We start from the raw sequence: 26,363 nt of genomic DNA on the forward strand, positions 1-26,363 counted from the left end.
CGCCAGTCGATCGTCAGCGCGCCGCCCTCGAACGGGATGGTGCCGCCTGCCACGATCGCGTGGGCCGCCGGCAGCGTGGCGAGCGTCGCCTCGATCCAGCTCCGCTTCTGCTCCACCCACGCCAGCGCCGGGCGCAGCGCGGCGCGCGACGGCAGCGTCAGCCGCACCGCGCCGGTGCGCGGATCGACCGAAAGGCGCATCCGGCGGGCCTGTGGGCGACGGGTGACGAGGAGCGGGCGGACATGGCCGCCTCCGCTGAAGACCGGCTCAGAGGATCCGGTCGACAATATGGTTCTCGAAATCCCCGACGTCGTTCTCGGACACCGTCCACCCGCGCACCGAGATGCCGGCGGTGTGCACCGTCTCCCGATCGCCGCTGACGAGATAATGCCAGTCGGGCAGGGGCTTGCCCTCGTCGAGCAAGCGGTAGGCGCAGGTGGTCGGCAACCAGTCGAGCTGGCGCAGCTTGGCCGGGGTCAGCCGCACGCACTCGGGCACATAGGCGTGGCGGCGGCGATAGTCGCTGCACTGGCCGGTGCGGCGATCGAGCAGCTTGCAGGCGATGTTGGTGGGGTAAAGCTCGCCCGTCTCGTCGTCCTCCAGCTTGTGGATGCAGCATTTGCCGCAGCCGTCGCACAGCGACTCCCATTCGGCCCGGGTCATCCGGTCGAGCGGGGTGGTTTCCCAGAAAGGCGGCGTGGTTTCGCTCATTTCACCCATTTGGCCAGTTCGGCGGCGGCGGCCTCCGGCGTTTCGTCCTGCGGGATCAGCGCCAGCGGCTCGCCCTTCGGACCGAACAGCACCGCCGTCCGCGTGTGATTCATGAGGTAGGAGGTCGAACCGGGCGTTTCGACCCTCTGGTAGATCACCGCATATTCCTTGGCGACGGCGGCGATCTGCGCCTCGCTGCCGGTCAGCCCGATCAGGCGCGGGTGGAAAGCGGCGACCCATTGCTTCAGCACGGCCGGCGTATCGCGCGCCGGATCGACGGTGATGAAGATCGGCTGCACCTTCGCGGCCAGCGCGGGCGCCTGCTTCTCGAACAGGCTCAACCCCCGGCCCAGCGTCTGCATGTCGGTGGGGCACACGTCGGGGCAATAGGTATAGCCGAAATAGACCAGCCGATAGCGCCCGGCGAACTGCGCGTCCGTCACCCGCCGCCCATCCTGATCTGTGAGCGTGAACGGCCCGCCGATCCGCGCGCCGGCCAGCGGCGGCTCGGCGCTGGGGGACTGGCAGGCGGCGAGCGCGAGCAGGGCGGGCAGGAGCAGGCTGAGGAAGCGGGGCTTGTTCATGGTGCCGCCAGCCATGCTGCGCTATGCGCAGCCACGCAAGGGCGATGGAAGGACGGGGCAGGACATGCGGCAAAACCGGTGGATCACGGCGCGATTGCTGGCGATGGGATTGATGGGCGCGATGCTCGTGGCCCCGGCGGCAGCGCAATTCTCCGACAGCTACAAGTTCCTGAAGGCGGTGCGGGATCGTGACGGCACGGAGGTGACCAAGGTGGTCGACCAGCCGGGCAGCACGATGATCAACGTGCGCGGCGACGACGGCGACGGCGCGCTGCACATCGTGACCAAGCGCCGCGACGCGACGTGGCTGACGTTCCTGCTCGCCAAGGGGGCAAAACCGGATCTGCGCAACTCGGACGGGAATACCGCGCTGGGCATCGCCTCGCAGATCGGTTTCGCCGAGGGTGTGGCCGTGCTGCTGGATCGCGGCGCGGGGGTAAACATCGCCAACGGGCAGGGCGAGACGCCGCTGATCCTGGCGGTGCAGGCACGCGATCCCGGCATCGTCCGCCAACTGCTGGCCGCTGGCGCGAACCCGGCACTGACCGACCGCGCCTCCGGCATGAGCGCGCGGGACTATGCCGTGCGCGATCGCCGTTCCGCCGCGATCGTGAAGCAGATCGACGAGGCCAGGCCGGTCAAGCCCAGGGGACCGATCGCCGGGCCGAAGCTGTAGCGCGTCAGTCCATCCCCGCCAGCCCGGGATCGAGATCGCCGAGCAGGCGGCGAGCGGCGCGGCGGGCGAAGCGCAAAGTTTCGGCCTTACGGCGCGCGGCGGCGAGCGGGCGGTGCGCCGCCTCGCGGATCACCGCCGCATCGTAGCGGTCAGCCACCAGCAGCCCGGCGATCTCCGGGCGAAAACCCGCCTCGTCGAACGGCGACAGATCGAAGCCCGACGGCACCGCCCACAGGAAACGGTCGCAATAATCGAGATAGTCGGGCCATTTGGCATCGCCGCGAAGATCGGCGCGCGATACCTTGATCTCCACGATCGTCAGGCAGCCCTTTGCGTCGATCGCCATCAGGTCGGCGCGGCGGCCGTTGGGCAACGGCACCTCGCACAAGGCGAACTGATCCTGCCGGAAAAACAGCCGGCATACGCCGCGCGCCACATCGCGCGCGGCCATCGGCGCATCGGCGAAACAATCCGAATCGGGGGCGGTGGCCATCCGTCCTTCATAGAACAGGCCGGGAACAGGGGGAAGGCTCAGCGCCCGGCGATCATCCCCTGCGCGATGGCGAGCGGATCGGCGTGGTCCAGCTCCACGATCCACTGGTCCGGGTCGGCGCGGCGGCGACGGGCGAGGTAATCGGCCAGCACGGCGGGATCGTCGTCGGGCAGGGCGGGGCCGGCGCGGGTCCAGCCATAGGCATCGTCCGGACCGAGCGTGCGTTCGTACAGGCCCGTGGTGCGGCCGCGCGTCGCCGTCACCAGCAGGATCGCGCCGGCGGTGGCATCACCCTTCGCCAGCACCATCGCGCCGCCGCCCGCCGCCTCCACCGCGCGGACCAGCGCCGAGACGAGCAGCCCCGCCGCCAGGCGCGGCGTCATGCCCGCGCCGTCATGGTTGGGCGGCGACGTAGCCGGGCAGCGAGGCGAGCGGGATGCGCGAGCGCATGAACGTGCCGGTGCCGCGCGCCGCCTCCTCGCCGTTCGCATCGAGCAGCCGCGCGTCCGCCACCATCACCCGCCGCCGGCCGCTGACCCAGCGGCCCTCGGCGGTCACCTCGCCCGATTTGAGCGGACGGGTGAACAGCAGGTTGAACGCGGTGGTGAGCAGGAAGCGATCGGAAACGAGGCTGTTGGCCGCATAGAAAGCGGCATCGTCCAGCATCTTGAAATAGGTGGTGCCATGCGCTGCGCCGGCGGCGTGATGCACCGTATCGTCGATGCGGAAACGGATGCGCGCGACGCCCTCCTCGACGATCTCGAGGCGGGAAGGGAAGAAACGGTTGATCGGTGCGGCCCGGTACAGCGATTCGAGCGCCCGGAAATGCGCCTCCGCCCCGGAGACCGGCATGCCGGTTTCAGCCATCTTCAGGCGACGTGACGCGATTCGCCGCTCGCGAACAGCGCGTACAGGGCATCCACGGAACCGGCACCGCGTAGCTTGGCGACGAACGCGCGATCCCGCATCCGGCGGCTGACCCGGGCCAGGGCCTTCAGATGCTCGACACCCGCATCGGGCGGGGAGAGCAGGACGAAGACGAGATCGACCGGCATGTCGTCGATCGCGTTGAAATCGATCGGGGTAGGCAGCCGCGCGAACACGCCGACGACCTGGCGAAGCCCGTCGATCTTGCCATGCGGGATGGCGACCCCGCCGCCGAAGCCGGTGGAACCGAGCCGCTCGCGCTCGGCGAGCCGCTCCACCACCAGCTTGGCGTCCAGCGAGGCCTCGCGCGCGGCGACCGCGGCGAGTTGCTGGAACAGCGCCTTCTTGTTCGGCACCCCCAGCGTGGCGACGATCGCCGCGGGCGCCAGCAGGTCGCTCAGATCATCGAGCGACCGGGCGACCGGTTCAGTACGGATATCGTCGGCCACGGGCGGTGTCTTTCTTCAGGCGGCGCGTTGCGGTTCGACCCAGCCGATCGTCCCGTCGTTGCGGCGGTACACCATGTTATAGGCGCCCGTACCGCTATTGCGGAACAGAAGCGCGCCCGTATCGCGCAGATCGAGCATCATCACCGCATCCGACACGCTGGCCTCGGGCACGTCCACCCGGGTTTCGGCGATGATGAGCGGGTTATCCTCCGGCTCTTCCTCGTGGACACCGTTGAACACCGTGTAGCCGGCATCGGCATCGATCTCGCCGGGGACCGCGCCGTGGTTGGCGTGGCGATCCTTCAGCCGGTTCATGTAGCGGCGAAGCTGCTTCTCGATCTTGTCGGCGGCGCGATCGAAGGCGGGGTGCGCCTCGTTGGCTTCACCATGTCCCTTCAGGATCACGCCCTGCATCACATGCGCGACGATATCGCAGGCGAAGCTGGCATGCGGGCCGTTGCTGAAGGTGACATGGGCCGAAATGCTGCGCGAAAAGAACTTCTCGGCCAGCGCCTGCAATCGCTCGTCGACATGCTGCCGGAGGGCATCGCCAGTGTCGACCTGATGGCCAGAGACACGGATTTCCATAGGGTTTTCCTCCGTAACGTACGATGTGCGTCCGCACCCGGATCCGGGGCGGTGGCGGCCTTAGGCCCGGGGTTTTGCCCGGTCAACCGGACGGCGATGCCACCTCCCAGAGCGGATCGGACAGCTTAGAGACAAAGGCCGAGTGACGGACAAGTTCCTCCGCCGTCGCGGCATGGGGGCGGGGCGGCCGCACCGTGACGACGCGCGGGGCCGGCCGCGAAGCGCCGCCCGTGTAGAAAGCGGGCGAAGCGGGGGGAGGCGGATCGGCCCGCAGCGACAGGCCGATCTGGCGCCCGCCGCTCAGTTCGACATAAAGCTGCGCGAGCAGTTGCGCGTCGAGCAGCGCGCCGTGCTTCACCCGGTGGCTGCGATCGATGCCGTAGCGCGAGCACAGTGCGTCGAGGCTGTGCTTGGCGCCGGGGTGGCGGGTACGTGCGATCGCCAGCGTATCCACCATCCGCGTGAGGCAGATGACCGGGTGGCCGGCACGATCGAGTTCGTGGTTGAGGAAGTTGAAATCGAAGGTGGCGTTGTGCGCCACCAGCGGGCAGTCGCCGACGAATTCCAGCAGGTCGAGCGCGGTGTCGCCGAACAGCGGCTTGTCGGCGAGGAAGCGGATCGACAGGCCGTGCACCGCCTCGGCCTCGGCCGGCATATCGCGCGACGGGTTGAAATAGCCGTGGAAGGTGCGGCCCGTCTCCACCTTGTTGACCAGTTCGATACAGCCGATCTCGACGAGCCGATGGCCGTCCTGCGGGCTCAGGCCCGTCGTTTCGGTGTCGAAGACGATTTCACGCATGTCGCATCATATCGACCCGGCGGCCGGCTTAGGCAAGCGACCAGACGCCGCACCTGATCGCGCGTGCGGGCCAACCCGCCGCCGGTATCGATCACGACATCGGCGCGGCAGCGCTTTTCCGCATCGGGGGTCTGCAATCGCAGGATGCGGGCGAGCCGCGCCTGCGTCATCCCCGGCCGGGCCAGCACGCGACGGCGCTGCATCCAGGCGGGGGCGGAGACGACGGCGATCGCGTCGACCCGCCGCCAGCCGCCCTTCTCGAACAGCAGAGGCACGTCCACCACCACCAGCCGGCGGGAACGATGGCGGCGCAGGAAGGCGCGCTGGCCGGCACCCACCTGCGGGTGGATCAGCCGTTCGAGCCGGGCAAGTGCCGCCGGATCGCCGAACACCGCCTTGCCCAGCGCGACGCGATCCACGCCGGACGGGCCGGTCGTGCCGGGATGCAGCGCCTCGATCGCCGCCAGCAGCCGGCCGCCCGGGCCTTGCAGGCGGTGCACCTCGGCATCGGCGTCGAACACCGGCACGCCGGCCTTGCGGAACATGGCGGCGGCGGTCGATTTGCCCATGCCGATCGAGCCGGTGAGGCCAAGGAGGATCACGCCGCCGTCACGCCGTCAGCCGCGCGCGCAATTCCCCGTCGCGGTCGCGCGGCGGGGCGGGGCCGAAGAAGCGGGCGAAGGCGGCGGCAGCCTGGCCGATCAGCATCGCCAGCCCGTCGATCGTGCGGAACCCGCGCGCCCGCGCCTCGGCCAGGAGCGGCGTTTCGAGCGGGGCATAGACGATATCGTAGACGATGCTGCCCGGCGGCACATGGCTGAAATCGAGCGCCAGCGGCGGCTGCCCGACCATGCCGAGCGGGGTGGTGTTGACGACGAGATCGAGCAGCCCGACACGATCGTCGAAGGCGAAATCGGTCGGCGCGGCGAAACTTTCCAAGGCGGCGGCATGGCCACCGGCGATGCCCAGACTATCGAGAAAGGCGCGCGCCTTGTCGGCCGTGCGCGTCAGCACCACGGGATCGAATCCCTCGGCCACCAGCGCATGCGTGACGGCGCGCGCAGCGCCGCCCGCACCGAGGATGCGTGCCATGCGGTACAGATGCGTCTGCCCCAGCAGGTCGGTTAGCGGTTCGAGGAACCCCGCGCCGTCGCTGTTATAGCCGCACAGTCCACCGTTCTCCGGCACGATCACGTTGACCGCGCCGATCGCCTGCGCGGCGGGATCCACCCGGTCGAGATGCGCCAGCACCGCCTGTTTGTGCGGCACGGTGACGTTGCACCCGCGCCACGCCGGATCGTCCCGCCGCGCGGCGAAATAGCCGGGCAGGTCGTCCGCGCGGACGTGGGTGCGGCGATACTCCCCCTCCAGCCCCAGCTCGGCGAGCCAGAAATTGTGGATCAGCGGGGATTTGGAATGGGCGATCGGATCACCGATCACTTCTGCATAGGGTTGCGTGGTCACGCTTCCATCACTCCCCGGATACGGCAATAATCGAGCAGCGGCAGCAGCGGCAGGCCGAGGATGGTGAAATGACTCCCCTCGATCTTCGCGAACAACTGCGCGCCGCGCCCCTCCAGCCGGTAGCCGCCGACGCAACCGCCGATCGCCGGCCATTCCGCATCGAGATAGGTGTCGAGAAATGCGTCGGAAAACGGCCGCATCGTCAGCTTCGCCACGTCAACGTGGCGCCATACCGGGGTGCCGCCCTGGCAGATCACCGCCGCGCTGGTGAGGCGGTGGGTGGTGCCGCGCAAGCGCCGCAACTGGTCGGCCGCCTCGGCGCGGCTTTCCGCTTTGTCGAGCATCGCGCCGTCCGCCGTCGCCACGGTGGAATCGCAGCCCAGCACCAGATCGGTGGGGAAACGGCGCGACAGCTTCGTCGCCTTCAGCTCGGCCAGCGCATCGGCCAGCGCGCGCGCGTCCAGCCCGTCGGCCCTGAGCGCGGCCTTCACCGAGTCCTCGTCCACGCCGGGCGCCATCGCCGCGTGCGGCACGCCGGCGGCGTCGAGCATCGCGCGCCTGCTCGTCGATTGCGACGCCAGGATCAGCCTCATGCCATGTCCTCCGCCAGATTTCCTTCCAGCGCGCTGCGCCGTTCGTTGACGAGGTTGATGATCGCCGCCGCCGTCTCCTCGATCGAGCGGCGGGTGACGTCGATCACCGGCCAGCCGTTATCGGAGAAAATGCGGCGGGCGAAGGCGAGTTCCGCCGCCACCGCCGCCTGATCGACGTACGGCGTCTCTGGCGCCTGCGCGAGCGAGAGCAGGCGGTTGCGGCGGATCTGGATCAGCCGGTCCGGGCTGGTGGTGAGGCCGACGACGAGCGGATGACGCAGATCGAACAGCGACGGCGGCGGCGGCGATTCCACCACCAGCGGAATGTTCGCCACCTTGTAGCCGCGGTTCGCCAGATAGATCGAGGTCGGCGTCTTGGACGAGCGGGAGACGCCGACCAGCATGATGTCGGCCTCCTCCCACTCCTCGGCGGCGATGCCGTCGTCGTGGGCAATGGTATACTGGATCGCATCGACCCGCGCGAAATAGGCCGCGTCGAGGATGTGCTGCCGCCCCGGCCGCGCCTTGGCCTGCTGGCCGAGCAGCGTGGAAAGCGCATCGATCACCGGATCGAGCGCCGAGACCGAGGGCAGGCCGAGGCCGTGGCAGCGCGATTCCAGCCGGTGCCGCACGTCGGGGTTCACCAGCGTGTAGATCACCAGCCCGGGGCGCGCGGCAATCTCCAGCATCACCCGGTCGAGATGTCCTTCGGAGCGGACCATCGGCCAGAAATGCTTGATCGTCTCCACCCCGTCGAACTGGGCGAGCCCGGCCTTGGCGATGTTCTCCAGCGTCTCGCCGGTGGAATCGGACATCAGGTGGAGGTGGAGCCGCATCACCATCCCCCCCGCATGACGGGAGAGGGGCGAGGCGACCGCCCCTTGCGGATGATCCTGTGGACAAGCATGGGGACGGCGCTAGCGGAATCGCGGCCCCCCGCACAAGTCGCGGTTTCATCCCCGCTGGGCGGACTCGGTTCGCGGACCTTTCCACAGGCACACCACGTTTTCCCCAGCCTGTGGATAACGGGGGCGGGAGGTGCGACTCCGGCGGCGCGAAAGGGTTCGGCACGAGTCAAGCTGTTGGCAAGTTTCGGCGGGGCGAATAAACCTCGCTCCGACCGCCCCCTACTACCCTCTACAGACTCTAAGATTCTCTCTTAAGGAAGTTTATGGTGCACCCAGACGCGAGCGTCGCGACCGATCCGACGATGCCGGCGGCGACCGTCGATCGGCCCCTCCTCGCGGTTCTGCGCGGCGAGCGTCGCGATCCCCCGCCGGTGTGGCTGATGCGTCAGGCCGGGCGCTACCTGCCCGAATATCGCGCGCTGCGGGCCGAGAAGGGCGGCTTCCTCGCGCTGGCGACCGATCCGATCGCCGCGGCGGACGTGACGTTGCAGCCGATCCGCCGGTTCGGCTTCGATGGCGCGATCCTGTTTTCCGACATCCTGATGGTGCCGTGGGCGATGGGGCAGGATCTCACCTTCGGGGCTGGCGAGGGGCCGCGACTGGCGCCCCGGCTGGTCGATGTGCCGCTCGAGAGTCTGGAACCGCGCCACGAGCGGCTGGAGCCGGTGTACGAGACGGTACGACAGGTGAGGGCGGCCTTGTCGCCCGACAGGACGTTCCTGGGCTTCGCGGGCTCTCCGTGGACCGTGGCGACCTACATGGTGGCGGGGCAGGGATCAAAGGATCACGCGGAAACGCGATTCATGGCGTATCGCGATCCCGAGCGGTTCACCCGGCTGCTGTATGCGATCGCCGAGCTGACGGTCGAGTATCTGGTCGGGCAGGTGAAGGCCGGGGTCGATGCGGGGCAGTTGTTCGACAGCTGGGCGGGCAGCCTCAGCCCCGAGCAGTTCGGCACGTGCGTGCTGGAGCCGAACGCCTGGATCATCCGTGAATTCCGCAGGCGTTGCCCCGGCGTGCCGGTGATCGGCTTTCCGAAGGGGGCCGGGGCCAAGCTGCTCGCCTATGCCGAGGCGACGCAGGCCGATGCGATCGGCCTCGACGAGACGGTCGATCCGCGCTGGGCGAACGAGGTGCTGCCCGCCGGGCTGCCGGTGCAGGGCAACCTCGATCCGCTGGCGCTGGAAGTGGGCGGCGAGGCGCTGGATCGCGCGGTCGGCCGGATCCGCGAAATCTTCCGCGATCGGCCGCATATCTTCAATCTCGGTCACGGCATCGGCCAGCATACGCCGATTGCACATGTCGAGCGTTTGCTGGAACTGGTGCGGGCCTGATCCGATGGTGGCATTGCTGGAGTGGATGCTGGTGACGAGTTATCTCTGGGTGAAGGCCGCGCATCTGATCTTCGTGATCTTCTGGATCGCGGGGCTGTTCATGTTGCCGCGCTTCTACATCTATCACCAGCCGACCGTGCCGGGGTCGGTGGAGGACAAGCAATGGATCGAGCGGGAGCGGCGGCTGCGCTCGATCATCCTCAACCCGGCGATGATCGCGGTGTGGGTGCTGGGGCTGGCACTGATCTGGATCAACCAGATGAACGGCCGCCCGATCCTGACCGAGGGCTGGCTGCACGCCAAATTGCTCTGCGTGATCGCGCTGTCCGGCTATCACGGCTGGGCATCGGCCTATGGCAAGAAGATGGCTCGCGGCTACCGCCCGGCCAAGGATCGCACGCTGCGGCTGATGAACGAGGTGCCCGGCATCGCTACGGCGGTGATCGTGATCCTGGTGATCGTGCAGCCGTTCTGATGCTGATCGCGCTGATGCTGGCCGGCGCCGCCCCCGTTACGGATGCGGCGGCGACGGCCGACGTGCGTTGTCTGGTCGCGACGAGCGTGCTTGCCGAAAATGGTGACAAGGCAATCGCGCAGATCGGCTATTTCGCAGCAATGTTCTGGCTGGGTCGTGTCGGCGACATCAGCGAAGCGGATCTGAACAGCAAAATGACCGAACAAGCGCTGCACATGACCGCCGCCGACATCTCGCTCGAGCTGGTCCGGTGCGGCGCACTGATGAAGGAGCGCGGGGAAATGCTGGCCCGTGTCGGCGCGAGCCTGTCCCGCAAGGCGGCGCGGCTCGAAACACGCTGAGGCAATCGCCGCGTCGCTTGACTCGATCCGTTCTCCCGCCTAGCTGCGCGATGAGGTCGCTGTGCCATGCGCGCGGCCCGTTTCCCCCGGCTTCCGCGTTCCCCACGCCCGATCGAGCCAGCGCCCCCAGGAAATACCCATGCATCTCAAGGACCTGAAGAAGAAGAAGCCCGCCGAACTGGTGAGCATGGCCGAGGAACTGGGCGTCGAGGGTGCCTCCACGCTCCGCAAGCAGGACCTGCTGTTCGCCATCCTGAAGGCCGAGGCCGACAACGGCGAGACGATCCTGGGGCTGGGCACGATCGAGGTGCTGCCGGACGGTTTCGGCTTCCTCCGCAGCCCGGAAGCGAACTATCTCGCCGGGCCGGACGATATCTACATCTCGCCCAATCAGGTGCGGAAGTTCGGTCTGCGGACCGGCGATACGGTGGAAGCCGAGATCCGCGGCCCGAAGGACGGCGAACGCTATTTCGCGCTGACCCGGCTGATCTCGGTCAATTTCGACGATCCGGACGTGGTGCGCCACCGCGTCAACTTCGACAATCTCACGCCGCTGTACCCGGAATCCAAGCTCACGCTCGATCCGCATGATCCGACCGTGAAGGACAAGTCGGCGCGGGTGATCGATATCATCGCGCCGCAGGGCAAGGGCCAGCGCGCGCTGATCGTGGCGCCGCCGCGCGTCGGCAAGACGGTCCTGCTGCAGAACATGGCGCGGGCGATCACCGACAACCACCCCGAGGTGTTCCTGATCGTGCTGCTGATCGACGAGCGGCCCGAGGAAGTGACCGACATGCAGCGATCGGTGAAGGGCGAGGTCATCTCCTCCACCTTCGACGAGCCCGCGCAGCGCCACGTGCAGGTCGCCGAAATGGTGATCGAGAAGGCCAAGCGCCTCGTCGAGCACAAGAAGGACGTGGTGATCCTGCTCGACAGCATCACCCGCCTGGGCCGCGCCTACAACACCGTCGTGCCGTCCTCCGGCAAGGTGCTGACGGGCGGCGTCGATGCCAACGCGCTGCAGCGGCCGAAGCGGTTCTTCGGCGCGGCGCGCAACATCGAGGAGGGCGGCTCGCTCTCGATCATCGCCACCGCGCTGATCGATACCGGCAGCCGCATGGACGAGGTGATCTTCGAGGAGTTCAAGGGCACCGGCAACTCCGAGATCATCCTCGACCGCAAGGTGGCGGACAAGCGCATCTTCCCGGCGATGGACGTGGGCAAGAGCGGCACCCGCAAGGAGGAGCTGCTGGTCGACAAGGGCAAGCTCAGCAAGATGTGGGTCCTGCGCCGCATCCTGATGCAGATGGGCACGATCGACGCGATGGAGTTCCTGCTCGACAAGATGAAGGACTCGAAGACCAACGAGGATTTCTTCGACAGCATGAATCAGTAACCGGGGACGGCCGTTGGCGTGTCGCCATCGGACTCGTCCCGGTTCGGCCGGCGGGTGAAACCCGGCCGACGGCGCGGGCTTCGCCCGCGCCCCCTTTTGCGTAACGAAACATTGCCAAGCCGGCACCTTCACCCGGCTTCGCGCATTTTGCGTGCGGCATCACGGGCGCGGGCCTGCTAGGCGCTCGCGGCACCGCGCGGACAGGAATCGAGGGACGGCCCATGGGCGACATCTGGCAACATATCGTCACTGACTTCGCCAACATCACGCAGCCCGCCCAGTTCGGCGCGTTCGTGCAGGTGCTGATGATCGATATCATGCTGGCGGGCGACAACGCGATCGTCGTCGGCGCGCTGGCCGCCGGATTGCCGACGGCACAGCGCAAGAAGGTGATCCTCATCGGTATCGCCGCGGCACTGGTGCTGCGGATCATCTTCGCGCTGCTGGTGACGCAACTGCTCCAGATCGTCGGCCTCGTGCTGGCGGGCGGCCTGCTGCTGCTGTGGGTGGCGTGGAAGATGTATCGCGAACTGCACCCCAAGTCGGCCGACGGCGGCGGATCGCCCGAGGTGACGGGCGATGAGAATTCGGGCGTGAGGCCGGCCAAGAGCTTCGCACAGGCGGCATGGGCGGTGGCGCTGGCCGATGTGAGCATGAGCCTGGACAACGTGCTGGCGGTGGCCGGCGCGGCGCGTGAGCATCCCGGCATCCTGATGATCGGCCTGCTGCTGTCGGTGGCGCTGATGGGCGTCGCGTCCAACCTGCTGGCGAAGTATATCGAGCGGTATCGCTGGATCGCCTACATCGGCCTGCTGGTGATCGTGTACGTGGCTGGCAAGATGATCTGGGAAGGCAGCCACGAGGTGCTGCCGCTGTTCAGTTAGGCCGCCGGCGCCGATGGAATCGAAGGGGGCGGGAGTGCGATCGGCGCACGCCCGCCCCCCTTTTTCGTTCGGACCTCAGCCGAGATGCTCGGCGAAGAAGGCGCTGGTGCGGGCATCGGCCTTCTTGGCGGCCGCATCGTTCCGGCGCGAGCCCGAGGTGGCGGCGAAGCCGTGATCGGCGCCGGCATATTCCTCGATCCCGACATGGCGGTTGTCGTCCAGCGCGGCGTGGACCGCCTGCCGTGCGGCCGCGTCGATATGCGCGTCTTCCAGCGCGAAGTGTAGCAGCAGCGGCTTTCCGATCGCGTGCGATTCGCCGAGGAAGGCGTCGATCCGGCCGCCGTAATAGCCGACCGCCGCATCGGCATCGGTGCGGGTGGCCGAGAGGTACGCGAGCAGCCCGCCGAAGCAGAATCCCACCACGCCGACCTTGCCGTGCGCATCGCCGAGCCGGGCACGCGCCGCGCGGATGCTCGCCTCGATGTCACCGATCGCGCGGTCCACGTCGCACGCCTGCATCAGCGCTACGGCCTTCTCGAAATCACCGGGCGTTTCCGGTTCCAGCTCGACACCGGGCTGACTGCGCCAGAACAGATCGGGCGCGATCGCCAGATAGCCCGCCGCCGCCCATTCGTCGCACTTGGCGCGGATGCCCGGATTGACCCCGAAGATTTCCTGCACGACGATGACGGCGGCCCCGGCCGGTCCGTCCGGTTCCGCGCAGTAGCCGCCGAAGCGTGCGTCGTGGCAGAGCGTGTCGATGTCGATCATGGCGCCCATTGTCGTCTCTCCTCCTTTGATTCGTGATCGGCGTCCGGCCCGTGGGCCGTCACCGCTCGCCGCCGGACAATGCCCGATCGTGTCGCGGGTTGCCACAGAGAGGATCGGTTCCGCGCCCTGCCGCCGGCTGTGGTCCGAACCGGATCGACGGGAAAGATTGCGGCGTGCGGCATTTCCCGGCATCCCTCTCCCGGTAAAGCCCACGGGCGAAACAGGCGGATGGGGAGTGTGGGGCATGAAGGTGACGATGGACGTGGATTGCACGCCCGCAGAGGCCCGCAATCTGATGGGCCTGCCCGATCTGAGCAGTATCCACGAGATCTATCTCGACAAGATCCGCCGCACCGTGGACGAGGGGCTGACCCCGGAAACGGTGGAGACGCTGATGCGCAGCTGGTCGCCGATGGGCGAGGCGAGCATGTCGATGTGGCGTCAGCTGTTCGAGCAGATGAGCGGTGGTCTCACCAAGAAATGACCGTGTCCCCGATCGGATGACGATCTTCGCGCTGTCCAGCGGCGCGCCGCCCGCCGCCATCGGCGTGATCCGGATCAGTGGGCCGGGGGCGGGGGCGGCGCTGGCCGCGATCGTCGGTCGCCTGCCGGCGCCACGCCGGGCGAGCTACGCTGCGTTTAGCGATCCGGCCGATGGCGAACTGCTCGATCGTGGGCTGGCGCTGTGGTTCCCAGGGCCGCGCACCGCGACCGGCGAGGATCTGGCCGAGCTGCACATTCACGGCGGGCGATCGGTGGCGACGGCGGTGCTTGCCGCGCTCGGCCGGATCGACGGCCTGCGCGCCGCCCTGCCGGGCGAATTCACCCGTCGCGCCTTTGCCAACGGCGCGATCGACCTGGCCGAGGCGGAAGGGCTGGCCGACCTGCTCGCCGCCGAGACGGATCTGCAACGCCGCGCGGCGCTCGCCAGCGCCGGGGGGGCACTCAGCCGGCAGGTCGAAGCATGGCGGCGCGACGTGCTGGGCATTGCCGCACAGGTCGAGGCGCTCCTCGACTTCGCAGACGAGGACGACGTGCCCGCCGACGAGGCCCCGGTCAGGGCCGCGATCGACCGCCTGTCGCACGAAATTGCCGCGATGCTGGCGACACCGCCGGCCGAACGGCTGCGCGACGGCATCCGCGTCGTGCTGGCCGGGGCGCCCAACGTCGGCAAGTCGACCCTGCTCAATGCGATCGCGGGCCGGGAGGCGGCGATCGTCTCGCCGATCGCTGGCACCACGCGCGACGTGATCGAGGTGCCGGTGGCGATCGGTGGCATCCCATTCCTGTTCAGCGACACCGCCGGGTTGCGGGACAGCCACGACCCGATCGAGCGGGCGGGGGTGTCGCGCGCGGAGACGACGCTGGCGGACGCGGACATCATCCTCTGGCTCGCCGATCCCGCCGCCTGCCCGCATCGTGCGCGCGCGATCGTCGTGCATCCACGCTGTGACATCGCCCCTGCGCCGGCCGCGCCGGTGGATGTCGTCGTATCGGCGGTCGCGGGGGAGGGCATGGCCGCGCTGCTCGACCTGATCGTGGTGCGTGCCGGGCGGCTGCTACCTCGCGTGGGAGACGTGGCGGTCAACCGGCGTCAGCGTGACGCACTGCAGCAATGTTCATCCGCGGTTTGTGATGCGCTGCGGCAGAGCGACCTGCTGCTGATGGCGGAGCATCTGCGCGAGGCGAGGCAGGCGCTCGATGCTGTCGTCGGCCGCAGCGGCGTGGAGGAAATGCTCGACGCCCTGTTCGGGCGTTTCTGCATCGGCAAGTGACGTTCCACGTGGAACAGCTTTGACAGCGACCGCCACCGACCGTAGCGGTCGCGGCATGGCAGACAGGTTCGATATCGTGGTCGTCGGTGGCGGCCATGCCGGCTGCGAGGCCGCCGCCGTTGCCGCACGAAGGGGCGCGCGGGTCGCCCTCGTCAGCATGCGACGCGACATGATCGGCGCGATTTCTTGCAATCCGGCGATGGGTGGCCTGGGCAGGGGCCACCTCGTTCGCGAAGTCGATGCGTGCGACGGGCTGATCGGCCTCGCCGCAGACGAGGCCGCGATCCATTACCGGATGCTCAATCGCAGCAAGGGTCCTGCGGTCCACGGTCCTCGCGTACAGGCGGATCGCAAGCGTTATCGCGCGGCGATCCACCATATGCTCGATGCGCAGGCAGGGCTGACGATCGTCGAGGGGGACGTGGCCACGCTTGCGATGGCAGGGCCACGACAGGTTGCCGGCATCGTGCTGGCGGATGGCCGGACGATCGGCGCGGACGCGGTGGTGCTGGCGACCGGCACCTTCCTCAACGGCAAGCTGCATTTCGGCATGGAGGCGCAAGGCGGCGGACGTATCGGGGAGCCGGCCGCGGTGACGCTTGCCGGGCAGCTGCGCGCTCTGGGGCTTCCGTTGGCGCGGCTGAAGACCGGCACGCCGCCACGCCTCGATGGCCGCACGATCGATTGGGCGCGGCTGGATCGCCAGCCGTCCGATCCGGACGGCTGGACCATGTCACCGCTGACCATGCGGCGGCACGCCCCCCAGCTCGCCTGCGCGATCACACGGACCAACGCTGCTACCCACGCGATCATCCGCGACGCGCTCGATCGGTCACCGCTCTACGCCGGGGTGATCGAAGGCACCGGGCCGCGTTATTGCCCGTCGATCGAGGACAAGGTCGTCCGCTTCGGCGATCGTGACGGGCATCAGGTGTTCCTCGAGCCCGAAGGGCTGGACGATGCGACCGTCTATCCCAACGGCCTCTCGACCTCCCTGCCGCAGGACGTGCAGCTGGCGCTGATCCGGTCGATGGCGGGACTGGAGCGAGCCGAGATCGTCCAGCCCGGCTATGCGGTGGAGTACGACCATGTCGATCCCCGCGCGCTTGATGCCACGCTGGCTGTGCGCGACGTGGCAGGGCTGTATCTCGCCGGCCAGATCAACGGGACGACGGGCTATGAGGAAGCAGCCGCCCAGGGGCTGGTCGCGGGGATGAACGCGGCAGCCTTTGCCCGCAATGCCTCACCCGTGATTTTCGATCGCGCGCAAAGCTATATCGGGGTGATGATCGACGATCTGGTGTTGCAGGGGGTGACCGAGCCATACCGTATGCTGACCGCGCGCGCCGAGTTCCGCCTCCGGCTGCGGGCCGACAATGCCGGTGCCCGGCTCACCGCCTTCGCACGTGCAGCAGGTGCGATTGGTGCGGCACGGCAAGCGCATTTCGAGGCGGATCAGGCGGTGGCACGCACCGTCACGAGTCTTCTCGAACGGCGGGTTTCGAGCGGGGAGCTGAAGGCCAACGGCGTCGCGATCGTCGATGACGGGGTGAGCCGGACATTGTTCGACTGGCTGCGCTTCCCGGCGGTCGATCTCGCGGCGCTCGTCTCCGTGACACCGGCGCTTGCCGCGCTTGACCGCCTGGTGGTCGACCGGATCATCACGGACGCGCATTATGCGCCCTACACCGAACGGCAGGATCGCGAGGTCGAGCGGATGCGGCTGGACGAGGGCGTGGCGATCCCGCCGTGGCTGGCCTATGGCCGCCTCGCCGGTCTTTCCACCGAGATGATCGAGCGGCTTACCGCTGCGGCGCCCGCGACGTTGGGGGCAGCCTCGCGCGTGCGTGGCGTGACGCCGGCGGCACTGGCGGCGATTCTCGTTCACAGCCGACGGGCCGCGGCGTGACGGAGGACGATGCCCGCCGCTGGATCGCTGACCGTGTTCCACGTGAAACATTCGACTTGATCGAGCAATTCGTTGCGTTGGTGGTGGCGGAGGCGGGGCAGCAGAACCTGATCTCGGCCGCGACGATCGAAACGATCTGGAACCGTCACGTCGTCGACTCGGCGCAGTTGCTCGATCTCGCGCCCCCCGCCGGACGCTGGATCGATCTCGGGGCCGGCGCGGGTTTTCCCGGCATGGTCGTCGGCCTCGTCGGTCGACATCAGGTTTCGCTCGCCGAGTCGCGCGCGAAGCGGATCGCCTTCTTGCGCGAGGCGATCGACACCTCGGGGATGGGCGATCGCATCGACGTGCTCCCCGGCCGGATAGAGATGCTGCCCGCCGAGCCGTTCGACGTCATCTCCGCCCGCGCCTTCGCACCGCTCGACCGGCTGTTCTCCTCCGCGCTGCACCTCTCCAGCCGCCGCACCCGCTGGGTCCTGCCGAAGGGTCGCGGCGCTCAGGCCGAACTGGATGCGGTGCGCGGATCGTGGCAGGGTGACTTCTCGATCGTGCCGAGCATCACGGATGCCGATGCCGCGATCATCGTGGCCGAGAATGTCCGTCCGGCAGTCGGCCATCGCAAGACAGGGAGCAGACGGTGATCCGGATTGCGGTTGCAAACCAGAAGGGCGGTGTCGGCAAGACGACCACCGCGATCAACGTCGCCACCGCACTCGCCGCCAGTGGATGGCGCGTGCTGCTGATCGACTTCGATCCGCAAGGCAATGCCTCGACCGGGCTGGGCGTGGATCGCGGTCAGCGCGAATGGTCCAGCTACGAGGTGTTGACCGGGCAGTCGACCATCGTCGAGGCGGCCGTGCCCTCGCGGGTGCCTCGCCTCGATCTGGTGCCGGCGACGGAAGACCTTTCCGGCGCGGAGATCGAACTGATCGATATCGAGCAGCGGACGCACCGGCTGGCGAACGCGCTGGATGCCGTGCCGGCCGGCAAGTGGGACGTGTGCCTGATCGATTGCCCGCCGTCGCTCGGGCTGCTGACGATCAACGCGCTGGTCGCCGCACGATCGTTGCTGGTGCCGCTGCAGTGCGAGTTCTTCGCGCTGGAGGGGTTGAGTCAGCTGCTCACCACGATCGAGCGGGTACGGGCGCGGTTCAACAGCCATCTGTCGATCCTGGGCGTGGCGTTGACGATGTACGATCGCCGCAACCGCCTTTCCGAGCAGGTCGCGCAGGACGTGCGCGCCTGCCTCGGCGACGTGGTGTTCGAAACGGTGATCCCGCGCAACGTGCGGCTCTCCGAGGCGCCGAGCCACGGATTGCCCGCGCTGATCTACGATCATCGCTGCTCCGGCTCCGAGGCGTATATCGCGCTGGCGCGGGAGTTGATCGGGCGATTGCCCGACATGGCGCGCGCGGCGTGAGCGAGCCGACACGCAGGAAGCCGTCCGGGCTGGGGCGTGGCCTGTCCGCGCTGCTGGGCGACACCGCCCGCGAGCAGCCTGTCGCCGGGGATGCGCAGCGATCGACGGGGGTACAGTTGCTGCCGGTCGCGGCGATCCGGCCGCACCCCGGCCAGCCGCGCCGCCACTTCGACGAAGACGCGCTGGACGATCTGGCGGCCTCCATCGGCGCGCGCGGCCTGATCCAGCCGATCGTCGTGCGGCCGCAGGGTGAGGGCTGGCAAATCGTCGCGGGCGAGCGCCGCTGGCGTGCTGCCCAGCGCGCGCGTCTGCACGAAGTGCCGGTGATCGTCCGAGAGTTCACCGATGCGGAAACACTCGAAGTGGCGCTGGTCGAGAATATCCAGCGTGAGGACCTGAACGCAATCGAGGAGGCTGAGGCGTACAAGCGCCTCGCCGACGATTTCGGGCACACACAAGAGGCGCTCGGCCGGCTGGTCAACAAGTCCCGCAGTCACATCGCGAATCTGCTGCGATTGCTCGACCTGCCGGTGCCGGTGCGGACGGCGGTGGCCGAGGGTGCGCTTTCGATGGGCCATGCGCGGGCCCTGATTACTGCCAACGATCCCGAAGCACTGTCGCGCGAGGTCATCCGGCGTGGTCTGTCGGTGCGGGAAACCGAGCAGATGGCGCGTGCCGCCAGACCGCATGGCGGCGGCGGCTCGGGTGGCTCAGGGCAGGGTGCCGCGTCCGGGGGCGGCAATGCGGACATCGAGGCACTCGAACGTCAGCTTGGCGACATGATCGGCGTGAAGGTAAGGATCGTCGATGGCGGGGACGGCGGTACGGTCACGTTGCATTATGCCTCGCTCGACCAGCTCGATATGATCTGCCAGCGGTTGAGTGGCGAGCCGATCTGACACTGTTCCACGTGGAACGTCGCGGCGCGGCCCAATCGGCTAATCGGCCTTCAGGCACCACGATCCTTGACCGTCTCCATCGCGACGAAGGTGGAGGTGCTGGCGACATGGGGCAGGCTTGAGATCTTCTCCCCCAGCACCAGGCGGTAGCGGCGGATGTCGGCCGTGCGGACTTTCAGCAGATAGTCGAAGCTGCTCGCGATCATGTGGCATTCCTCGACCTCGACGACCCGCCGGACCGCGGCGTTGAACTCCCCCAGCGCTTTCTCGCGGGTGTCGGACAGCTTGACCTCGGCGAAGGCGACATGGTCGAGGCCCAGTCTCGCCGGATCGACCGTGGCGCGAAAGCCGCGGATCACCCCCGTATCCACCAACCTGCGCAGGCGAACCTGACAGGGGGTCTTCGACAACCCGACCTGTCCGGAAAGGTCGGTCATCGTCATCCGCCCATCCGCGATCAGGGCCGCGATGATCTTCCGGTCGAAATCGTCCAGATCGCCTGAAATGGGGCCATGCTCCATGCATTCCGCCCGCCAGGGGCAGGCATTGAGGTCGATAGGTCCACAGCATGATCGCGATATGGTCGGATTGAAAGCCGCTTTGCGATTATCATGGTCTTATGACCCGCCCCGCTCCCTTCGCAGATTTCGCCCCCGCCATTCGGCCCCGCACGCCGCTCCGCGAGGCGATCACCGTCGCCTGTCGCCGTGACGAGGCTGAATGCCTGCGACCGCTGCTGACGGCCGCGACCCTCGAACCGGGGATGCGGGATGCGGTGCGGGAGACGGCGCGACGCCTCGTCCTACGGCTGCGCGCGACGGCGAAGGGTACGGGCGTCGAGGGGCTGGTGCAGGAATATTCGCTGTCGAGCGACGAAGGCGTGGCGCTGATGTGCCTTGCCGAAGCACTGTTGCGGATCCCCGACCATGCCACCCGCGACGCGCTGATCCGCGACAAGATCGCCGAAGGTGACTGGAGCGCGCATCTGGGCGGCGGGCGTTCGCTGTTCGTCAACGCCGCGACCTGGGGGCTGGTGGTGACGGGCCGTCTGGTCGGCAGCGTCGACGACCGGGGGCTGGGCGCCGCGCTCACCCGGCTGGTCGCGCGTGCGGGCGAGCCGGTGATCCGGCGGGGCGTGGATCTCGCCATGCGGATGATGGGCGAGCAGTTTGTCACCGGCGAGACGATCGGTGAGGCGCTGAAGCGCGCACGCACGATGGAGGCGAAGGGCTTCCGTTACAGCTACGACATGCTGGGCGAGGCGGCGACTACGGCGGCAGATGCTGCGCGCTATTACCGGGACTATGAGGCTGCGATTCATGCCATCGGCAAGGCATCCAGCGGGCGCGGCGTGCAGGACGGGCCGGGTATATCGATCAAGCTCTCCGCGCTCCATTCGCGCTATGGCCGGGCGCAGGCCGGGCGGGTGATGGGCGAGCTGCTGCCCGATGTGCGTCGGCTCGCGCTGCTGGCGCGACAGTATGACATCGGCCTCAACATCGACGCCGAGGAAGCCGACCGGCTGGAACTGTCGCTCGACCTGCTGGAAAGCCTCGCGCTCGATCCGGCGCTGGCCGGGTGGAACGGGCTCGGCTTCGTGGTGCAGGGGTACGGCAAGCGGTGTCCGTTCGTGATCGACTGGATCGTGGACCTCGCGCGGCGGGCGGGGCGGCGGATCATGGTGCGGCTGGTGAAGGGCGCCTATTGGGACGCGGAGATCAAGCGCGCGCAGGTGGACGGGCTGGCCGATTTCCCGGTGTACACGCGCAAGGTCCACACCGACGTCGCCTATATCGCCTGTGCCCGCCGGCTGCTGGCGGCGCCAGACGCGGTGTTTCCGCAATTCGCGACCCACAATGCGCAGACGCTGGCGACCATCCACCACCTCGCCGGCCCGAATTTTACTCCCGGCCAGTATGAGTTCCAGTGCCTGCACGGCATGGGCGAGCCGCTGTATGCGCAGGTCGTCGGCAGGGGCGGGCTGGACCGGCCGTGCCGCATCTATGCGCCGGTCGGCACGCACGAGACTCTGCTGGCGTATCTGGTGCGGCGCCTGCTGGAGAACGGCGCGAACTCCTCGTTCGTGAACCGCATCGCCGATCCGGCGGTGCCGATCGAGACGCTGATCGCCGATCCGGTGGAGGAGGTGCGCGCCATGCCCCGGCCCGGCGCGCGCCATGACGGGATCGCGCTGCCCGCCGATCTCTACCCGGACCGCCGCAACTCGGCCGGCCTCGATCTGAGCGACGAGGCCGTGCTGGCCGCGCTGGCACACGCCCTCCGGAAAAGCGCTGCCATCGAGTGGCAGGCGGCACCGCTGGTGACGGGCCTGCAGGCGGAGCGGGAGGGTAGCCTCGTCGTCAATCCCGCCGACCACGAGGATGTCGTCGGCCGGGTCGCCACGTCGCTGGAGAGCGATGCGGCACAGGCCGCGCGCGCCGCCGCGCAGGCAGCAGACGCATGGGCGACGACGCCGGTGGCCGAACGCGCGGCCTGCCTGGAACGGGCGGCCGACGCGATGCAGGCGCGCATGCCGATCCTTCTCGGGCTGATCGTGCGGGAGGCGGGCAAGTCCCTGCCCAATGCGATCGCCGAGGTACGCGAGGCGATCGACTTCCTGCGCTATTATGCGGCGCAGGCCCGCGAGCCGATTGGCCCGGCGCAGGTGCCGCTGGGGCCGGTCGTCTGCATCAGCCCGTGGAATTTCCCGCTCGCCATCTTCACCGGCCAGGTCGCCGCCGCGCTGGTCGCCGGCAATCCGGTGCTGGCCAAGCCCGCCGAGGAGACGCCGCTGACCGCCGCCGAGGCCGTACGCCTGTTGCATGCGGCGGGCGTGCCGGCGCAGGTGCTCCAGTTCGTGCCCGGCGACGGCACAATCGGCGCGGCGCTGGTCGCGGCGGCGGAGACGGCGGGCGTCGTGTTCACCGGATCGACCGAGGTCGCGCGGCTGATCCAGCGCCAGCTCGCCACGCGCCTGTCCCCCGCCGGCAGGCCGATCCCGCTGCTCGCGGAGACGGGCGGGCAGAATGCGATGATCGTCGATTCATCGGCGCTGGCGGAACAGGTGGTGGCCGATGTCATCGCCTCCGCCTTCGACAGCGCCGGCCAGCGCTGTTCGGCGCTGCGCGTGCTGTGCCTGCAGGAGGAGATCGCCGACCGGACGCTGGCGATGCTGCGCGGTGCGCTGCGGGAACTGCAGATCGGCCGCACCGATGCGCTGGCCGTGGATATCGGCCCGGTCATCTCCGTCGAGGCGCAGGCGGGCATCGCGGCGCATATCCAGGCGATGCGGGAAAGCGGCCACCGGATCGAGCAGCAGCGCCTGCCGGACGCCGCCGCGAACGGCACGTTCATCGCCCCGACGATCATCGAGATCGGTCACCTGTCGGACCTCGACCACGAGGTGTTCGGGCCGGTGCTCCACGTGGTGCGCTATCGCCGGGAGGGGCTGGATGCCCTGATCGATGCGATCAACGACAGCGGTTACGGCCTGACCTTCGGCCTGCACACCCGGCTCGATACGATGGTCGCCCACGTCACGGGGCGGGTGAAGGCGGGCAACCTCTATGTGAACCGCAACGTCATCGGCGCGGTCGTGGGGGTGCAGCCGTTCGGTGGGCGTGGCTTGTCCGGCACGGGGCCGAAGGCGGGAGGCCCGCTCTATCTCGGCCGGCTTGTCGAGACCCCGTCCGGTTTCACGGGGCGGGGCCGGTGGGCGGACGAGGCGTTGCGCGACTTCATCGACTGGCTCGAGGGGCAGGGAGACACCGGCGCGGCCGCGACGGCGCGGCTCCACGCGGCGGCCTCGCCGCTGGGCCATGCCGCCGTGCTGGCCGGGCCGGTCGGCGAACGCAATGTCTATGCGCTGCATCCACGCGGACGCGCATGGCTTTGGCCGACCACGGCCGACGGCCTGTTCGAGCAGATCGCAGCGGTTCTCGCGACCGGCAACAGCGCCCGGATAGAGGGCATGGCCCTGCCCGCAGAGTTGCCCGCCAGCGTGATCGCCGCGCTGTCCCCGTCGGCCGATACGCCGTGCACCTTCGCGCTGGTGGAGGGGGATGCGGCGCACGTCGCGGCGGTGGTGGAGGCGGTTGCGGGGCTGCCCGGCCCGATCCTCCCCGTGCATGCCGCCGATCCGGCACAATCGCTGGCCTATCCGCCGCAATGGCTGCTGGAGGAGGTATCGACCTCGATCAACACGACGGCGGCGGGCGGCAACGCCAGCCTGATGATGCTGGGCTAGCCGGCGGCGGGCGGCGTCACTCGAACAGTTTCCACCCGCCCTCGTCGTCGCGCGTCCACCCGCTCGATGCCCAGGTGCCGCCATCCACGGGAATCGTCACGCCGGTGACGTAGGCCGCCATCGCCGAGGCGAGGAACACGGCGGCGCCCGCGCAATCGTCGAGGTTGCCGGCGCGGCCGAGCGGGATATAGCGCGCCTGTGCCCCCTTGCCCGCCTCGCTCAGGATGGCGGGGGCGAACCGCGCCATATGCTCGGTCGGCACGAGATCGGGGGCGATGGTGTTGACCCGGATGCCATGCTCCGCCAGTTCCAGCGCGGCGGAGCGGGTGAAGTTGAGCATCCCCGCCTTGCACGCGGCATATACCGAGTAACCGGGCGCGGCGCGCGACCCCTCGATGCTGGCGATGTTGACGATCGAGCCGCCCCGGCCACCCGCTACCATCGCCTTTGCCGCCGCCTGCGTGGTGGCGACGAGATTCTTCAGGTTGATGTCGATCTGCCGGTCGACGTGGCGGTCGGTCATCTCCAGCAGGTTGATCGGGCGGGTGCCGGCGGCATTGTTGACGAGGATATCGACGCGGCCGAGCTCGGCGGCGACGCGCGCCACGGCGGCGCGCACCGCATCGCGGTCCATCACGTCGGCGACGATCGGCAGCGCGCGTTGGCCCCTGGCGCGTACCAGCGCCGCCACCCGGTCGGCGGCGTCGCCGTCGATGTCGACGATCGCCACGTCGGCGCCGAACTCGGCCAGCCCGAGCGCGATGCCGCGGCCGATGCCGCCGCCACCGCCGGTGACGATCGCGACCTGCCCGGTCAGCAGGATCGCGTCGCGGGTCAGCATCGTGCGGGCGATGTCGTCGGTCATCGGTTCGTCATCCTCTCGTCTTCTCGTTACCGGCACGGCGAGCGCGCACCGGCACGGCCCACTGTTTGTCGCGTGGGCGCGACGGCATGGTACACCGAAGCGGGCAGGGCGGCGCAATGACGAAGACGGACGGGGCGTCCCTTACGGGCGACGATGACCCGCCAGCCTGCGGGGTTGCCGGAGGTGGCGCGGCGGAGATATGATCGTGGGGTGACGATCCTTCCGCATGCCACCTGCACGATCGGGCCGCGCCCGGCGAATGCCGCGCAGGTCCGGGCCATGGTCGGTTGCGGATCGCCGGAAGACGGTTTGGCGGCGTCGCGATGAACGAGGACGCCATCGTCTCGCTCGAAACGCTCGTCCACGGCCGCCGCTCGGTGCGCGGCTTCCGGCCGGATCCGGTGCCCGATGCGCTGATCCGCCGGGCGTTCGCGCTGGCGCAGCAGGCGCCGTCCAACTGCAACACGCAGCCGTGGATCGTCCATGTCGTCTCCGGCGACGTGGCGGAGCGGATGCGCGCGGCGCTCGATGCGGACGCGGCGGCCGGGCGGCGGCCCGAACCCGATTTTCCGTTCACCGGCGCCTATCGCGATCTCTACCGCGACCGGCAGATCGACTCGGCCAAGGCGCTGTTCGCCGCGCTTGGCATCACGCGGGACGATCAGGCCGGGCGGCAGGCCTCGATGCGGCGCAACTACCGCTTCTTCGATGCGCCGCACGCCGCCTTCCTGTTCCTGCCCGAGCCGTTCGGCCCGCGCGAGGCGGCGGACTGCGGCATGTTCGCGCAGACGCTGATGCTCGCGCTCACCGCGCTGGGTGTCGATTCGTGCGCGCAGGGGGCGCTCGGCCATTATGCCGCCACGGTGCGCGATGTGCTGGGCGTGCCGGATGGGCACCGCCTGCTGTTCGGTATCGCCTTCGGCTGGCAGGATGCCGACCACCCGGCCAACGCCGCCCGCGTCGGCCGCGCCAGCCTGGACGAGGCGATCGTCTTCCACGCCTGAACGACGAGGCTTCGCCATGACATCGATACCGCCGGCATGACCGCGATCCATCCGGTCCGGGTCAACCACCTGAATGCGGTGGTCGAGGATTTCGAGGCGAGCGTGGCGCACCTGCGCGGGCTGTTCGACGCCGACTTCCTGATGGATCTGCCCCAGCGCGAATGGCACGCGGGCCTGATCGATATCGGGCGCGTGATCTTCGAGCTGTTCGTGCCGCCCGCGTTTCTGCTCAACGCCCGGTACGGCCCGCATTATCTGGGCGTGGAGTATCAGGCGGACATGGCGGTGGTGCGCGCGGCGGTCGCGGCGCACGGCATCCGCATCGTTCGCGATATCGGCGTGGCGCTGCACATCCACCCGGCGGATTGCTTCGGTGTCGCGTTCGAGTTCTATGGCGGCAGCTTCCATGACAACGAGTGGCCGTTGCTGGGCCGCGCGATGCATCCGGCGGCGTACTGGCGCGAGGTCCACCCGCTAGGCCTGACCGGGCTGCGGCATTATACGCTGGCGGTGCGCGATCCCGGCGCCGCCTCCCGCTTCCTCCAGGCCTTCCTCGGCGCGACGCCGCTGTACGAGATCGCCCGCCCCGGTATCGCCGCGCACGCGATCGGCCTGCACGCGGGTGATTCGGGGATCGAGGTGCTCGGCCCCACCGGCGGGGGCGCGCTGGCCGACCACCTTGCCGCACATGGGGAGGGGATCCGCTCCGTGGTGTTCGGGGTCAGCGATCTCGATCGGGCGCGGCGCTATTTCACCGGGCGGGGATGCGTGACGATCGCCGGCTCGGCCCCCGGCAGCTTTGCGCTGGCGCCCGCCGCCACGCTGGGCCTGCTGGTCGAATTCGCCGCCTGA

The 26,363-nt window shown here is 68.9% G+C and carries 31 protein-coding genes; 15 read left to right on the plus strand and 16 right to left on the minus strand.

Annotated features, from left to right (window positions below; genetic code table 11):
- The 3 genes from FOY91_RS11020 to FOY91_RS11030 all read right to left on the minus strand — a co-directional run.
- A partial coding sequence (locus FOY91_RS11020; RefSeq protein WP_238995553.1) for a YgjP-like metallopeptidase domain-containing protein occupies nucleotides 1-200 on the minus strand: 200 nt, incomplete at its 3' end.
- 67 nt (nucleotides 201-267) lie between these two features.
- Nucleotides 268-711, minus strand: coding sequence for a YcgN family cysteine cluster protein (locus tag FOY91_RS11025; RefSeq protein WP_145151480.1), 444 nt, complete (start codon nucleotides 709-711; stop codon nucleotides 268-270).
- Nucleotides 708-1,310 carry an SCO family protein gene (locus FOY91_RS11030; protein ID WP_145151483.1) on the minus strand — a complete coding sequence of 201 codons (603 nt, stop codon included), beginning with the start codon at nucleotides 1,308-1,310 and terminating at the stop codon, nucleotides 708-710. Before FOY91_RS11030 ends, FOY91_RS11025 begins: the two co-directional genes overlap by 4 nt.
- Between FOY91_RS11030 and FOY91_RS11035 the strand changes: the two genes are divergently transcribed.
- Nucleotides 1,294-1,971, plus strand: a complete 678-nt coding sequence (locus FOY91_RS11035; RefSeq protein WP_238995555.1) for an ankyrin repeat domain-containing protein — start codon at nucleotides 1,294-1,296, stop codon at nucleotides 1,969-1,971. The two genes, FOY91_RS11030 and FOY91_RS11035, sit on opposite strands and share 17 nt — an antisense overlap.
- 4 nt (nucleotides 1,972-1,975) lie before the next feature.
- On the opposite strand, the gene FOY91_RS11040 is transcribed toward FOY91_RS11035, so the two are convergent.
- From FOY91_RS11040 to FOY91_RS11085, 10 genes are all read right to left on the minus strand, one after another.
- Nucleotides 1,976-2,464 carry an MmcB family DNA repair protein gene (locus FOY91_RS11040; protein ID WP_203234549.1) on the minus strand — a complete coding sequence of 163 codons (489 nt, stop codon included), beginning with the start codon at nucleotides 2,462-2,464 and terminating at the stop codon, nucleotides 1,976-1,978.
- Nucleotides 2,465-2,502: 38 nt separating this feature from the next.
- Complete coding sequence (locus FOY91_RS11045) at nucleotides 2,503-2,847, minus strand: DUF1491 family protein (RefSeq protein ID WP_145151486.1); 345 nt, start codon at nucleotides 2,845-2,847, stop codon at nucleotides 2,503-2,505.
- Between the two features lie 10 nt (nucleotides 2,848-2,857).
- Complete coding sequence (locus FOY91_RS11050; protein ID WP_238995563.1) at nucleotides 2,858-3,316, minus strand: PaaI family thioesterase; 459 nt, start codon at nucleotides 3,314-3,316, stop codon at nucleotides 2,858-2,860.
- A gap of 17 nt (nucleotides 3,317-3,333) precedes the next feature.
- Nucleotides 3,334-3,840: a PTS sugar transporter subunit IIA gene (locus FOY91_RS11055; protein ID WP_238995572.1), complete on the minus strand. Its 507-nt coding sequence runs from the start codon at nucleotides 3,838-3,840 to the stop codon at nucleotides 3,334-3,336.
- A 15-nt stretch (nucleotides 3,841-3,855) separates the two neighbouring features.
- Nucleotides 3,856-4,428, minus strand: coding sequence for a ribosome hibernation-promoting factor, HPF/YfiA family (gene hpf, locus FOY91_RS11060; RefSeq protein ID WP_145151492.1), 573 nt, complete (start codon nucleotides 4,426-4,428; stop codon nucleotides 3,856-3,858).
- A gap of 82 nt (nucleotides 4,429-4,510) precedes the next feature.
- On the minus strand, nucleotides 4,511-5,227 hold the full coding sequence (gene dnaQ, locus FOY91_RS11065; protein WP_145151496.1) for a DNA polymerase III subunit epsilon: 717 nt from the start codon (nucleotides 5,225-5,227) through the stop codon (nucleotides 4,511-4,513).
- On the minus strand, nucleotides 5,188-5,829 hold the full coding sequence (coaE, locus tag FOY91_RS11070; RefSeq protein ID WP_145151499.1) for a dephospho-CoA kinase: 642 nt from the start codon (nucleotides 5,827-5,829) through the stop codon (nucleotides 5,188-5,190). The genes dnaQ and coaE overlap by 40 nt, the downstream gene beginning before the upstream one ends.
- Before the next feature lie 7 nt (nucleotides 5,830-5,836).
- Nucleotides 5,837-6,691, minus strand: coding sequence for a shikimate dehydrogenase (gene aroE / locus FOY91_RS11075; protein ID WP_145151502.1), 855 nt, complete (start codon nucleotides 6,689-6,691; stop codon nucleotides 5,837-5,839).
- The gene (locus FOY91_RS11080) at nucleotides 6,688-7,284 is read right to left on the minus strand and encodes a Maf family protein (protein WP_145151505.1); all 597 of its coding nucleotides are present in this window, start codon (nucleotides 7,282-7,284) and stop codon (nucleotides 6,688-6,690) included. The genes aroE and FOY91_RS11080 overlap by 4 nt, the downstream gene beginning before the upstream one ends.
- Entirely contained in the window at nucleotides 7,281-8,123 is an 843-nt protein-coding gene (locus FOY91_RS11085) for a pyruvate, water dikinase regulatory protein (protein ID WP_145151571.1), read from the minus strand. Before FOY91_RS11085 ends, FOY91_RS11080 begins: the two co-directional genes overlap by 4 nt.
- Nucleotides 8,124-8,494: 371 nt before the next feature.
- Here FOY91_RS11085 and hemE point away from each other — a divergent pair, with 371 nt between their 5' ends.
- The 5 genes from hemE (at nucleotide 8,495) to FOY91_RS11110 (ending at nucleotide 12,622) form a co-directional block, all read left to right on the plus strand.
- Nucleotides 8,495-9,526 (plus strand): uroporphyrinogen decarboxylase, encoded by a 1,032-nt coding sequence (gene hemE / locus FOY91_RS11090; protein WP_145151574.1) that lies wholly within the window; start codon nucleotides 8,495-8,497, stop codon nucleotides 9,524-9,526.
- Nucleotides 9,527-9,530: 4 nt separating this feature from the next.
- On the plus strand, nucleotides 9,531-10,001 hold the full coding sequence (locus tag FOY91_RS11095; protein WP_238995574.1) for a CopD family protein: 471 nt from the start codon (nucleotides 9,531-9,533) through the stop codon (nucleotides 9,999-10,001).
- Nucleotides 10,001-10,342 (plus strand): hypothetical protein, encoded by a 342-nt coding sequence (locus FOY91_RS11100; RefSeq protein WP_145151508.1) that lies wholly within the window; start codon nucleotides 10,001-10,003, stop codon nucleotides 10,340-10,342. Before FOY91_RS11095 ends, FOY91_RS11100 begins: the two co-directional genes overlap by 1 nt.
- Before the next feature lie 139 nt (nucleotides 10,343-10,481).
- Entirely contained in the window at nucleotides 10,482-11,738 is a 1,257-nt protein-coding gene (gene rho / locus FOY91_RS11105) for a transcription termination factor Rho (protein ID WP_145151511.1), read from the plus strand.
- Nucleotides 11,739-11,959: 221 nt separating this feature from the next.
- Complete coding sequence (locus tag FOY91_RS11110) at nucleotides 11,960-12,622, plus strand: YjbE family putative metal transport protein (RefSeq protein WP_145151514.1); 663 nt, start codon at nucleotides 11,960-11,962, stop codon at nucleotides 12,620-12,622.
- Nucleotides 12,623-12,697: 75 nt separating this feature from the next.
- Here FOY91_RS11110 and FOY91_RS11115 read toward each other — a convergent pair whose 3' ends face one another.
- Entirely contained in the window at nucleotides 12,698-13,402 is a 705-nt protein-coding gene (locus FOY91_RS11115; protein ID WP_145151517.1) for a dienelactone hydrolase family protein, read from the minus strand.
- Nucleotides 13,403-13,637: 235 nt separating this feature from the next.
- On the opposite strand from FOY91_RS11115, the gene FOY91_RS11120 reads away from it, so the two are divergent.
- The 6 genes from FOY91_RS11120 to FOY91_RS11145 are packed head-to-tail and all read left to right on the plus strand — an operon-like array spanning nucleotide 13,638 to nucleotide 19,396.
- Nucleotides 13,638-13,877 carry a DUF6489 family protein gene (locus FOY91_RS11120; protein ID WP_145151521.1) on the plus strand — a complete coding sequence of 80 codons (240 nt, stop codon included), beginning with the start codon at nucleotides 13,638-13,640 and terminating at the stop codon, nucleotides 13,875-13,877.
- 16 nt (nucleotides 13,878-13,893) lie between these two features.
- A complete protein-coding gene (mnmE, locus tag FOY91_RS11125; RefSeq protein WP_145151524.1) occupies nucleotides 13,894-15,168 on the plus strand; it encodes a tRNA uridine-5-carboxymethylaminomethyl(34) synthesis GTPase MnmE in 1,275 nt (424 codons plus the stop codon).
- A gap of 55 nt (nucleotides 15,169-15,223) precedes the next feature.
- On the plus strand, nucleotides 15,224-17,077 hold the full coding sequence (gene mnmG / locus FOY91_RS11130; RefSeq protein WP_145151527.1) for a tRNA uridine-5-carboxymethylaminomethyl(34) synthesis enzyme MnmG: 1,854 nt from the start codon (nucleotides 15,224-15,226) through the stop codon (nucleotides 17,075-17,077).
- Nucleotides 17,074-17,718, plus strand: a complete 645-nt coding sequence (gene rsmG, locus FOY91_RS11135) for a 16S rRNA (guanine(527)-N(7))-methyltransferase RsmG (protein ID WP_145151530.1) — start codon at nucleotides 17,074-17,076, stop codon at nucleotides 17,716-17,718. The genes mnmG and rsmG overlap by 4 nt, the downstream gene beginning before the upstream one ends.
- On the plus strand, nucleotides 17,715-18,497 hold the full coding sequence (locus FOY91_RS11140; RefSeq protein WP_145151533.1) for a ParA family protein: 783 nt from the start codon (nucleotides 17,715-17,717) through the stop codon (nucleotides 18,495-18,497). The genes rsmG and FOY91_RS11140 overlap by 4 nt, the downstream gene beginning before the upstream one ends.
- Nucleotides 18,494-19,396, plus strand: a complete 903-nt coding sequence (locus tag FOY91_RS11145; protein WP_238995602.1) for a ParB/RepB/Spo0J family partition protein — start codon at nucleotides 18,494-18,496, stop codon at nucleotides 19,394-19,396. The genes FOY91_RS11140 and FOY91_RS11145 overlap by 4 nt, the downstream gene beginning before the upstream one ends.
- 50 nt (nucleotides 19,397-19,446) lie before the next feature.
- Here FOY91_RS11145 and FOY91_RS11150 read toward each other — a convergent pair whose 3' ends face one another.
- Complete coding sequence (locus tag FOY91_RS11150) at nucleotides 19,447-19,917, minus strand: Lrp/AsnC family transcriptional regulator (RefSeq protein ID WP_145151537.1); 471 nt, start codon at nucleotides 19,915-19,917, stop codon at nucleotides 19,447-19,449.
- A gap of 98 nt (nucleotides 19,918-20,015) precedes the next feature.
- Here FOY91_RS11150 and putA point away from each other — a divergent pair, with 98 nt between their 5' ends.
- Nucleotides 20,016-23,642, plus strand: coding sequence for a trifunctional transcriptional regulator/proline dehydrogenase/L-glutamate gamma-semialdehyde dehydrogenase (putA, locus tag FOY91_RS11155; protein ID WP_145151540.1), 3,627 nt, complete (start codon nucleotides 20,016-20,018; stop codon nucleotides 23,640-23,642).
- A gap of 16 nt (nucleotides 23,643-23,658) precedes the next feature.
- Here putA and FOY91_RS11160 read toward each other — a convergent pair whose 3' ends face one another.
- Nucleotides 23,659-24,507 carry an SDR family NAD(P)-dependent oxidoreductase gene (locus FOY91_RS11160; RefSeq protein WP_238995604.1) on the minus strand — a complete coding sequence of 283 codons (849 nt, stop codon included), beginning with the start codon at nucleotides 24,505-24,507 and terminating at the stop codon, nucleotides 23,659-23,661.
- Nucleotides 24,508-24,830: 323 nt separating this feature from the next.
- On the opposite strand from FOY91_RS11160, the gene FOY91_RS11165 reads away from it, so the two are divergent.
- Both FOY91_RS11165 and FOY91_RS11170 read left to right on the plus strand, forming a co-directional pair.
- On the plus strand, nucleotides 24,831-25,511 hold the full coding sequence (locus FOY91_RS11165) for a nitroreductase (RefSeq protein WP_145151543.1): 681 nt from the start codon (nucleotides 24,831-24,833) through the stop codon (nucleotides 25,509-25,511).
- 36 nt (nucleotides 25,512-25,547) lie between these two features.
- Entirely contained in the window at nucleotides 25,548-26,363 is an 816-nt protein-coding gene (locus FOY91_RS11170) for a VOC family protein (protein WP_145151545.1), read from the plus strand.

Origin of the sequence: Alterirhizorhabdus solaris, from assembly GCF_007785815.1 — a bacterium.
In the GTDB taxonomy this organism is placed as follows: domain Bacteria; phylum Pseudomonadota; class Alphaproteobacteria; order Sphingomonadales; family Sphingomonadaceae; genus Alterirhizorhabdus; species Alterirhizorhabdus solaris.